General features: G+C 57.2%; 10 protein-coding genes and 1 pseudogene. 5 read left to right on the top strand and 6 right to left on the bottom strand.

The features are described 5' to 3' along the window. The 5 genes from ABYT07_RS15750 to ABYT07_RS15730 all read left to right on the top strand — a co-directional run. Positions 1 to 732, top strand: a 732-nt coding sequence (locus tag ABYT07_RS15750) for an ATP-binding cassette domain-containing protein (RefSeq protein WP_372992990.1), incomplete at its 5' end; no start/stop codon positions are given. A 1-nt stretch (position 733) separates the two neighbouring features. Beyond that, positions 734 to 1,864 (top strand): ABC transporter permease, encoded by a 1,131-nt coding sequence (locus tag ABYT07_RS15745; protein ID WP_372992989.1) that lies wholly within the window; start codon positions 734 to 736, stop codon positions 1,862 to 1,864. Continuing rightward, entirely contained in the window at positions 1,864 to 2,832 is a 969-nt protein-coding gene (locus ABYT07_RS15740) for an ABC transporter permease (protein ID WP_372992988.1), read from the top strand. The genes ABYT07_RS15745 and ABYT07_RS15740 overlap by 1 nt, the downstream gene beginning before the upstream one ends. Before the next feature lie 80 nt (positions 2,833 to 2,912). After that, a complete protein-coding gene (locus tag ABYT07_RS15735; RefSeq protein WP_372992987.1) occupies positions 2,913 to 3,821 on the top strand; it encodes a sulfite exporter TauE/SafE family protein in 909 nt (302 codons plus the stop codon). Positions 3,822 to 3,859: 38 nt separating this feature from the next. Next, a complete protein-coding gene (locus ABYT07_RS15730; RefSeq protein ID WP_372992986.1) occupies positions 3,860 to 4,588 on the top strand; it encodes a TIGR02186 family protein in 729 nt (242 codons plus the stop codon). Here the strand turns inward: ABYT07_RS15730 and ABYT07_RS15725 are convergent. The 6 genes and pseudogenes from ABYT07_RS15725 to ABYT07_RS15700 form a co-directional block, all read right to left on the bottom strand. After that, complete coding sequence (locus ABYT07_RS15725; RefSeq protein WP_372992985.1) at positions 4,585 to 5,283, bottom strand: SDR family oxidoreductase; 699 nt, start codon at positions 5,281 to 5,283, stop codon at positions 4,585 to 4,587. The genes ABYT07_RS15730 and ABYT07_RS15725 overlap by 4 nt on opposite strands. Next, positions 5,280 to 6,821 carry an ATP-dependent RecD-like DNA helicase gene (locus ABYT07_RS15720; protein ID WP_372992984.1) on the bottom strand — a complete coding sequence of 514 codons (1,542 nt, stop codon included), beginning with the start codon at positions 6,819 to 6,821 and terminating at the stop codon, positions 5,280 to 5,282. The genes ABYT07_RS15725 and ABYT07_RS15720 overlap by 4 nt, the downstream gene beginning before the upstream one ends. Before the next feature lie 41 nt (positions 6,822 to 6,862). After that, positions 6,863 to 7,498 carry an acyl-homoserine-lactone synthase gene (locus tag ABYT07_RS15715; protein ID WP_372992983.1) on the bottom strand — a complete coding sequence of 212 codons (636 nt, stop codon included), beginning with the start codon at positions 7,496 to 7,498 and terminating at the stop codon, positions 6,863 to 6,865. Between the two features lie 178 nt (positions 7,499 to 7,676). Then, positions 7,677 to 8,396, bottom strand: a complete 720-nt coding sequence (locus tag ABYT07_RS15710) for an autoinducer binding domain-containing protein (RefSeq protein WP_372992982.1) — start codon at positions 8,394 to 8,396, stop codon at positions 7,677 to 7,679. A 368-nt stretch (positions 8,397 to 8,764) separates the two neighbouring features. Then, positions 8,765 to 10,045, bottom strand: a complete 1,281-nt coding sequence (gene ccrA, locus ABYT07_RS15705) for a crotonyl-CoA carboxylase/reductase (RefSeq protein ID WP_372992981.1) — start codon at positions 10,043 to 10,045, stop codon at positions 8,765 to 8,767. Positions 10,046 to 10,198: 153 nt separating this feature from the next. Continuing rightward, positions 10,199 to 10,543 (bottom strand): annotated as a pseudogene (locus tag ABYT07_RS15700) (glycerol-3-phosphate acyltransferase); the annotation flags it as partial.

Below are 10,543 nucleotides of genomic sequence, written 5' to 3'. Positions count from 1 at the left end.
GTGGCAGGCGTGGCCGGAAACGGCCAGTCAGAACTTCTCGAGGTGTTGGGCGGATATCAGACCGGCAAAGGATCGGTGCGGGTCAAAGGCCAGGCGCTGGACCTGACCGGCAAACATTCCGACGGCCAGTCGCGGCGCAATCATGGCATCGCCCATGTGCCCGAAGACCGCCAGCGCGAGGGTCTGATCATGGACTATCAGGCGTGGGAAAATACCGCCTTTGGGTATCACAAAGACCCCGCTTATCGCAGCGGCATCTTGATGAACAACGCCGCGATCAAGGCGGACACCGTCGATAAAATGGAACGTTTCGACGTTCGGCCCCCAAACCCCAAGCTTGAGGCTAAAAACTTTTCCGGCGGCAACCAGCAAAAGATCGTCCTTGCTCGCGAAATCGAACGCAACCCCGACCTGTTGCTGATCGGGCAACCAACGCGCGGTGTGGACATCGGCGCCATCGAATTCATCCACCAACAGATTGTCGCCCTGCGCGATCAAGGCAAAGCGATCCTGCTCGTCTCGGTCGAACTTGAAGAAATCCTCGCGCTGAGCGACCGCGTCGCCGTGATGTTTGACGGTCAGGTCATGGGCATCCGCGATGCCAGCGCCACCGATGAAAAAGAGTTGGGACTGATGATGGCAGGCATCACCGATACAGACACGCCCCACTCCATCGAAGAAATCGAAGATAACCTCGCCCATGCGGGCGGCGACCCGCATAAGGAAGTGTGATATGGACGTAATGCCAAAATGGGCCGAAATTGTCCTTGTGCCGCTTATCTCGCTTTTGCTGGCGGCGATCCTGTCGGCGCTGGTGATCTTGGGTATCGGTGAAGACCCCGTTGCCGCCGTCAAACTGATGGTCACTGGTGCCTTGGGCAGCACTTATGGCTGGGGTTATACGCTGTACTATGCGACGAATTTCATGTTCACCGGCCTGTGCGTGGCGATTGCCTTTCATGCGCGCCTGTTCAACATCGGCGGCGAAGGTCAGGCGATGCTGGGCGGTTTGGGCGTGGCACTGGCCTGTCTTTACATCCCGTGGCCCCATTGGTCGCTGGCGCTGATCGGGGCAACGGCGATGGCCGCACTATTTGGGGCCGTCTGGGCCGCCATACCTGCGTTTCTACAGGCCAAACGCGGCAGCCATATCGTCATCACCACGATCATGTTCAACTTTATCGCAGCGGCCGTGCTGAACTATATCCTTGTGAATATGATGCGCCCTCAGGGCAGCATGGATCCGGCTACGGCCCGTTTCCCCGATGCGACCAAACTGCCGACGCTGCATGATCTGCTGGCCCCCATCGGGATTAACTTTTCCAAAGCGGCACCGGCCAACATCTCGCTTTTGGTTGCCATCGCGGCCTGTATATTCCTATGGGTGCTGATCTGGCGCACACGGCTGGGGTATGAAATCCGCGCTTATGGCCATTCGGAATCGGCGGCAAAATATGCTGGCATCTCGCCCGTCAAGATCACCATGATCACAATGATCATCTCTGGCGGTCTGGCGGGCATGATGGCGATCAACAACGTCATGGGTGAAGCCGAACGGCTGGTTTTGAACGCCACCGAAGGTGCAGGCTTCATCGGGATCGCCGTGGCGCTGATGGGGCGCAGCCATCCTTTGGGCGTGTTCCTGGCCGCAATCCTGTTCGGGTTTCTGTATCAGGGCGGCGCGGAACTGGCGCTTTGGACGTCGATACCGCGCGAATTGATCGTCGTCATTCAGGCGCTGGTTATCCTGTTCACCGGCGCGCTGGACAACATGGTCCGCATGCCGCTTGAGAAAATATTCCTTTGGGTGCGCGCCGCCCGCGCCCCCAAGCCCGAGCGTCAACCGGTGGAGCCTGCAGAATAATGGATTACATGACCCTTATCCAACTGCTCGACAGTACGGTGCGCCTGGCCACACCTTTGCTGCTGGCCTGTCTTGCCGGGTTGTTTTCGGAACGCGCCGGTATTTTTGATATCGGCCTTGATGGCAAGATGCTGGCGGCGGCGTTCTTTTCGGCGGCCATTGCCGCGATCAGCGGTAATGTCTGGCTGGGCCTGTTGGCGGGCATCGCAGCCTCGATGGCGCTAAGTCTGCTGCATGGGTTGGCATCCATAACCTTTCGCGGCAACCAGTTGATCTCGGGCGTTGCGATCAACTTTTTGGCCGCCGGGCTGACGGTATTGATCGCACAAAGCTGGTTCCAGCAAGGCGGGCGCACACCGTCTTTGATCGGGGGGGCACGGTTTAATCCGATCACCCTGCCCTTTGCCGACCAGATTGAACCAACCCCCTTTATCGGGCCGTTATACGCCGAACTGATTTCAGGCCATTCGATCCTTGTTTACATGGCTTTTGCTGCCGTGCCTTTGACGTGGTGGCTGCTGTACCGCACCCGCTTTGGCCTGCGGTTGCGGGCCGTCGGAGAAAACCCTGCTGCGGTGGACACGGCGGGCGTTTCCGTCATCGGGCTGCGCTATGCGGCGGTGTGCATTTGCGGCGTACTGTGCGGCATCGCGGGCGCGTATCTAAGCACCGCGCTGCAGGCAGGATTTATCAAGGATATGTCGGCGGGGCGTGGCTATATCGCGCTGGCGGCGTTGATTTTTGCCAAATGGCGGCCATGGTATGCGCTTTGGGCGACGCTGCTGTTCGGCCTGTTCGGCGCGCTTGAAACACGCCCCGACGTGATCGAAGCGCTGATCGGGATCAAGGTACAGGGCCAGCTTCTCGGGGCCTTGCCCTATGTGATGACCGTCATCATCCTTGCCGGCTTTGTCGGCAAGGCGATCCCACCCCGCGCAGGCGGAGAGCCATACGTAAAGGAACGCTAAGCGGAACCGGGCTGTCTAGAAAGCTTTGCAACGCAGCATCGACAATTGATTTTCCACTTAAGATCGGGCTATCAGCATCTATGCAAATATACCTGCCCATCGCCGAAATTTCGGTTAACGCCTTCCTCCTTTTGGGGTTGGGCGGCATTGTAGGCGTCTTGTCGGGCATGTTCGGTGTCGGCGGTGGCTTTCTGATCACGCCGCTATTGTTCTTTATCGGCATTCCACCAGCCGTCGCCGTGGCGACCGGCGCAAACCAGATTGTGGCGTCGTCGTTTTCGGCGCTTTTGGCACATCTAAAGCGAAAAACCGTTGATCTCAGGATGGGCAGCGTATTGCTTGCGGGCGGCCTTGTCGGGGCTGCGTGCGGCGTTGGAATCTTTAACTATCTGAAATCACTGGGCCAAGTCGATCTGCTGGTCAATCTTTGCTATGTGGTTTTTCTGGGCATCATCGGCGGGTTGATGTTTATTGAATCGCTCAATGCGCTTTACAAGACACGGTCAGGCAAGCGGCAACCGCGCAAGAAACACACATGGATCCAGAAGCTGCCGTTCAAGATGCGGTTTCGTGTGACGGGGCTTTATATCTCGGTCATTCCGCCGTTGCTGGTTGGGGCCTTTGTCGGTTTGTTGGCCGCGATCATGGGTGTCGGCGGCGGCTTTATCATGGTGCCCGCGATGATATATCTGCTGGGCATGCCCACCAAGGTGGTTGTCGGGACGTCATTGTTCCAGATCATTTTCGTGACCGCGTTCACCACACTTTTGCATGCAACCACCAACTATACGGTCGATATCGTACTGGCTGTTTTGCTGTTGATCGGTGGTGTGATCGGCGCGCAGTTCGGCACGACCCTCGGGGCCAAGCTTAAGGCCGAACAGCTGCGCATTTTGCTGGCCCTGCTGGTGCTGATTGTCTGTGGCAAGCTGGCGCTGGATCTGCTGCTGCAACCATCCGAGCTTTATTCAATCGGGTTCAGCTCGTGATCCGCGCGGTGGCGGGTATGGTGACGGCCGGGTTGCTGATGATAACCCCTGCCCTCGCCCAAGAGGACATCGTACTGGGGCTCAACCAAAGCCAGGTTTCGATCTCCACCAATTTCAATGGCTCCGAAATCATAATCTTTGGCGCGGTGAAGCGCGAAACACCGATCCCCAAGGGGCCCGAGCTTGAGGTCGTCGTGACTGTTTCCGGCCCGTCAGAGCCGTTGGTGATGCGCCGCAAAGAAAAGAAATTCGGTATCTGGCTCAATGTGGACGCAGTCGAAATCGACCATGCCCCCAGTTTTTATGCCGTCGCGACGAGCGCCCCTTTGCGCGACGTACTAAGCCGAATAGAAGACCTGCGCTATAGGATATCGGTACCGCGCGCGATCCGTTCGGTCGGTGCGCCCATGAACATCACAAATTCTGCAGCCTTCACCGAGGCGCTGATCCGCATCCGCCGCAAGTCAAACCAATACCAGCTGATCGAAGACGGCGTTACGGTCGACCAGCAGACCCTTTTTCGTGCAAATGTCCAACTGCCCGCCGCCCTGATCGAAGGCGACTACAACACGCGTATCTTTCTGACGCGCGAGGGTAAGGTGATCGCGCAATATGAAACGGTGATTGATGTGCGTAAAGTCGGGCTGGAAAGGTGGCTGTATAACCTGTCGCGCGAACAGTCGCTGGTTTACGGGTTGATGTCGCTGGCTATCGCAATTGCAGCCGGCTGGGCTGCATCTGCTGCCTTTGCACTGCTGCGCCGTTAACCGCGCCCGATATATGGCATTTTGGTCGCCATCACGGTCAAGAATTGCACATTCGCCTGCGCTGGCATCTGCGCCATATGCAGCACGGATGACGCCGCATGCGCCACATCCATGGTGTCCATATCAGGATTGACGGCTTTCAGCCCTGCGACCAACTCACTTTCCGCGTTGCCGATGTCGATCTGGCCGCAGGCGATGTTAAAGGGCCGCCCGTCCAGCGATAGCGTTTTGGTCAGCCCCGTCACGGCGTGTTTGCTCATCGTGTAGCAGACCGATCCGGGCCGCGGCACATAGGCCGACAGGGAGCCATTGTTGATGATCCGCCCGCCCTCGGGCTGCTTGCGCATCTGCTCGAACGCCAGCTGTGCCGCAATGAACATCCCGTTGATGTTGACCTGCATGACCTCGGTCCAAACCTCTAGCGGGACCTCGTCGATGGGCGCAGCCACGCCAAACAGGCCCGCGTTATTGAACAGCACGTCGATATGGCCAAAATCCTCAAACGCTTGGCGCATGACCTGTGGGTCGGTCACATCGGCGGGCAAGGCCACTGCATTCGGATGCTCTGCTGCCATCTCTTTCAACCGGTCCGCACGCCGCGCGATCAAGCCCACACGCCAGCCTGTCTGCAAAAAAAGCTCTGCCGTGGCACGTCCGATGCCGGAGCTTGCCCCGGTGATAAGAATGCTTTTCATACGTCTTCCTCTTCGGTTTGCACGGCAAGGCTAAGCGGTGCGACTGGGGCTGCACGCAGATCATCCACCCGCAGCATGCCCGTCGGTTTTGACAACCGGTTCCGTACCACCCAAATCAGCCGTTCTTGGGCGCGGGTGATGGCCACATAGGCAAGGCGCTTCCACAAGGGCTGCCCCGCCTCAGAGCGGCCCATACGCGCCGCTGCGTACAGATCAGGCGCAAACACCTGCACCGTGTCCCACTGGCTGCCCTGCGCCTTATGAATGGTCACCGCCGCACCGTGCAGGAACGTGGCCCCCATACGTGCCGCAAAGGGGATAAAAGGCTCTTCCTCGTCCGGCTTTTCGATTTTCACAATCGACGCGGCTGAAATCTGCGGGTCCTCTGCCCCCATCACATGCAGGCGACTGAACCCCGGCTTGCGCCCGTTTCCCAGATAGATGACCTGCGCACCTTTGATCAATCCGCGCGCCTCAAGGTCCAGCCGCTTCTTGCGGTGCTTCAGCGGCAGTTCGATCCCGTCGCAAATCAACGGCTCGCCTTCCAGCAGCGCGTCTTCCGGGGCACCGTGCACAGCGCGAAATGCGTTGATCAGCCGGATACGCGTCGCATTGCGCCATACCAGAACCGGTGACCGCGCCATCAAATCCACCTCGACCCGCTGCCCCCAGACAACGCGGTCATCTTTTTTCGATGCCGCTTCGATCATCCTCTCGAACTGCTCAAATGTCAGATCAGGGTCGGCCAACGCATGGGCCAGATCAAGAATAGGGTTATCGGCCTGCTGGCGGTGAATCCGGCTTAGGTTAAGAACGCGCCCTTCGGGCAGCTTTTCGAACACCATGGTGCCGGATTGCCCGACAGGGGCCAACTGTGCGGGGTCACCAAACAACAGCAATGTCGGGAAAATCTCTTTCAAATCCTCGAACTGCTTGTCATCCAGCATCGAACTTTCATCAACAAAGCCGATGTCCAAGGGTTCTTCGCGCCGCTTCCAACCGGTGATAAAATCGCTGCCGCGCAAACCGGCAGCTGCCAGCGCACCGGGGATCGATTTATTGTTGGCGTAAAAGGCAAAGGCCCGGTCCAGCGCGACTTCGTTCATGCCCTCGATTACGGGCCGCTCGCCGTTGCCCGCCAGCCATTCGGCAATGCGTTCGTATTCCGGATCGTAAACCGGCGTATATAATATCCGGTGAATCGTCGTCGCAGGCACCCCACGCAGGCGCAACACCGATGCGGCCTTGTTTGTCGGGGCCAAAATGGCCAGCGACCGCTTGTCCTTACGCTTGCGGGATTCATAATCGCCCGACACAATGTCGACGCCCGCTGCTTCCAATGCCTTGTAAAGTTCGGCCAGCAAAAGGGTCTTGCCCGAACCGGCCTTTCCCGTCACGGCCATCACCTGATCCTTGCCACCCGCTGGCGGCATCAACAAACTGTCATCAAGGTCAATGCCCGCATGGCGCAGCATGTCGGCGACACTGTCAAATGCAGCGGCTTGATCGTCAGAATAGGTCAGCGCAGGTGTTGTCATGGCGCGACCCTAAATCAGGGGCGCGCCGGGGGCCAGACAGGTTAGCCGCAAATCGCAACATCAAGGTTGCTCTGCGCGCCAAAACGCTGCTCGAACCAGTGTCGCGACTGAACCACAGACAAGCCCGCACGCTTTGCCACCTGTTGCTGTGCGGCCTCGTCGAACTCCCACAAGCCCACACTGATTTTGGCCGCGCCTTCACCGCTGCTGCCCAGAATTTCCGGCGATGATCCCGTCATGCGGTAAATGCGCACCATACGGGCATCAAATACACCGGCAAAATGCGAAACACCAAACCCCTGCATAATCTCGCCGCCGCCCAACATCAGCGCCGCCGCCACATGCGCCGGTGCCCCTTTGGCTAAACAGAACCGCGTGCATTCCCAGATCAAAGGGCTCTTGATCGGACCGCTCAAGAGATCTGCAAAATGCTCGTTCACCATCACCCTGCCGGTGGTCGGCAAGAACCGCATCGAACCGCCATGCGTGCCGTCGGGCCGTTCCCAGATCACATAGAGCGGATTAAGATCGTCATATTCATCCCGCTCGAACCCGTTGGCATCGACGGTCACATCCCAATTCAGGCGCATCTTGAACTGCTCTGCCCGATCCCGAAACATGCTTTCTGCCAAACGCCGATGCGATGCTAGTTCATCGCCATAAAGATATCGCAACATAATGTGTCTCTTTCCCCACTGAATGTGAGAAAAGGAATAACAAACCGACCCTTAACACCGCCGCACCTGCCCGTACGGCCCATGGCACAGACGCGCAACAATCCCGCTTCCAAATGGATCAAAATCCCGGGCAGAGTCCGTAGGACGGGGGGGGCTGGCCCCCCTCTTGCAACGGTGACTATACGACAATCAGTCCGCGACTCAGCGCACGGGCCACGGCATGGGTTGTATTCATAGCCCCCAGCTTGAATCGCGCGCTTTCAATGTAGACGCGCAGCGTATGCTCCGAAATCGACAGCGTATCTGCTACCTGCGCCCTGTTGTATCCTATCGCCAACAGGGTCATCGCATCAATCTCGCGCGGCGACAAAGCCTGAGCGGCCTCTGGCGTGCGCCCCGGCTCAAATTCTAGCGCCTTTTGGTTAAAGTAATGCGCAATCAAAATCAGGTCACGCCGGTTGGACTCTGTGAATTCCTGCCAAGCGTCATCCGTACAATTATCATTGACGGTGAACAGTGCAAATTGCCCGTTGGGGCCCCGGATCGGCACCGTAAAGCCCTGATTGCCGACGCCGTAGTCAATGGCTTCTGTCAGCAAGGAGCGTGCTGCCTTGCTGGACCAATCAAGCCGCTTCCAGTCGACGGGATGAAATCGTTGAAAGCAACCGGAAACGACCGGATCAACACGTAGATAATTCTGCTCGATATAGCGGGTCTGCCATTCTGTTGAATAGGTTCCGCATCCATATTGATCACCTGCGGAATCGACCCAGTGATACACAATATGCGCTACGCCAAGAAAACTGCGCAGCGCTTCGCTGGCGGTCTGAAGACCGTCAAGCGTGTCGGTCTTTTCCAGCGCCGCCAATATTTGGTCCAGCGTAAGGGTCGTTGCCATGCGTTTGCCGTCCAATCCGTTCTTTCAGTGCAGATATCTCGGCCAATGCAATTATCGCTGTATCATCCAGTTGCTCTGCGAGGGCAGGCAGACCGTTGATTGTCGCGAAAGTTTTAAGATCGGTGAGAACGTCAAGTATCCAGTCACTTTGCATGTTTAGACTCTCGCTTAATTGGTTAATTCTTCATTAACACAACCATAACATGTGGCCTATTTGGAGTATATTCGCATATTCCAACTCCCCAATTATGGTGAGGCACCGATTTCCAAGCCTCTGTTTAGACAAGAACTGTCTCTCGGAACGAAAATCGCCCGCGGATCAGAGACCTGATTCGCGGGCGATTGTTTCTGAATTGTAAACAATCAGACTACTTTTTGAACTCCAGCGCGTCTTCCAGAGTGCGCAGCCCTGTGGTCGGGGATTGAACCAAAACCGACATGTTGCCCGGCTTGTGCTCGTTCGCGAGCATCTTCATGTGCGCGTCAGGCAGGTCTGCCCAAGTGAACACTTCCGACATGCACGGATCCAACCGACGCTCAAGCATAAGCTTGTTGGCAGCCGACGCTTGCTTGAGGTGGGCAAAGTGACTGCCCTGCAAACGCTTTTGGTGCATCCACATATAACGCACATCCAGGGTCAGGTTGAACCCTGTTGTCCCCGCGCAGATCACGACCATGCCGCCCTTTTTGCAAACGAAAGTCGACACCGGGAACGTTGCCTCGCCGGGGTGTTCGAACACCATGTCAACGTTCACACCCTTGCCGGTGATTTCCCAAATCGCGGCACCGAATTTCCGCGCTTCCTTAAACCAAGCGGCATATTCAGGCGTGTTCACCGTGGGCATCTGACCCCAGCAATTGAAATCCTTGCGGTTCAGAACCCCTTTGGCCCCCAGATCCATCACGAAATCACGTTTGGATTCGTCTGAAATCACGCCGATTGCGTTCGCGCCCGCAGTGTTGATCAGCTGGATTGCATAAGATCCAAGCCCGCCCGACGCGCCCCAGACAAGAACGTTCTGGCCCGGCTTCAGGTCATGTGGCTCGTGGCCGAACAACATACGGTAGGCGGTGGCCAGCGTAAGTGTATAGCACGCCGATTCCTCCCAGGTCAGGTGCTTGGGGCGAGGCATCAACTGCTGCGCTTGCACATTGGTGAACTGGGCAAAGGACCCGTCCGGCGTCTCGTATCCCCAGATCCGCTGGCTTGGCGAATACATCGGATCGCCGCCGTTGCACTCCTCGTCGTCACCGTCATCCTGATTGCAGTGAATCACAACTTCGTCGCCGACTTTCCAGCGTTTGACCTTGTCACCAACCGCCCAGACAATGCCCGAAGCATCGGAACCCGCGATGTGGTACGGCTGCTTGTGGCCATCAAACGGGCTGATGGGTTTGCCCAGTGCAGCCCAAACGCCATTATAGTTTACGCCGGCTGCCATCACCAGAACCAGCACCTCGTGACTGTCTAGCGTGGGTACATCGACCACTTCTTCGATCATGGCCGTGTTGGGATTGCCGTGCCGCTCGCGGCGGATCGCCCATGCGTACATTTGCTTGGGAACGTATCCCATTGGCGGAATTTCACCCATTTCATACAGGTCTTTTTCGGGGGCGTCATATTGCGCGATATTGGTGTCCAAGGCCATGTCCGTCTCCAACAGTCAGAATAGAGTTGTGCCGCAGTGCAGAATCGCGGCGTCTAAAGCTGGAATATGGCCGCTTACGCAATAATGCAACATGAATTGGTCGTTTTTTGTAATTTTATAACCTCGCAACCGCAGCATTTCGCGAATTGCCGCCTAACCGTCAAAGAAATGTGCGACAGAGTTTGCGTAATACGTCAGTGCAGGCCGCTCATCGACCGTCGCGACATAGCCATCGCCCACCCGAGTGATAAAACTCCGCTGCACAAGATGCTCGCGCGCTTTTGCCACCGAGGCGGAAAAATCTGCATGATCAATCGAATCCGAAACCTTTGTGCGCGCAATCAAACGTCGCATTGCATCCTCTAGACTGGCCTGATCCAACGGCCCTTGGGCCAAAAGCATGATACGCGCCATAAGGGGAACGAATAGCAACGGCATTTCATCCGCAATCCTGCGCATCAAGTCCTGCGCCAACACATCCACATCAGGCTTGGGGCC

Origin of the sequence: Sulfitobacter sp., from assembly GCF_041552635.1 — a bacterium.
Classification (GTDB): Bacteria; Pseudomonadota; Alphaproteobacteria; order Rhodobacterales; family Rhodobacteraceae; genus Sulfitobacter.
This window is presented reverse-complemented; position numbering and strand designations above follow the sequence as displayed.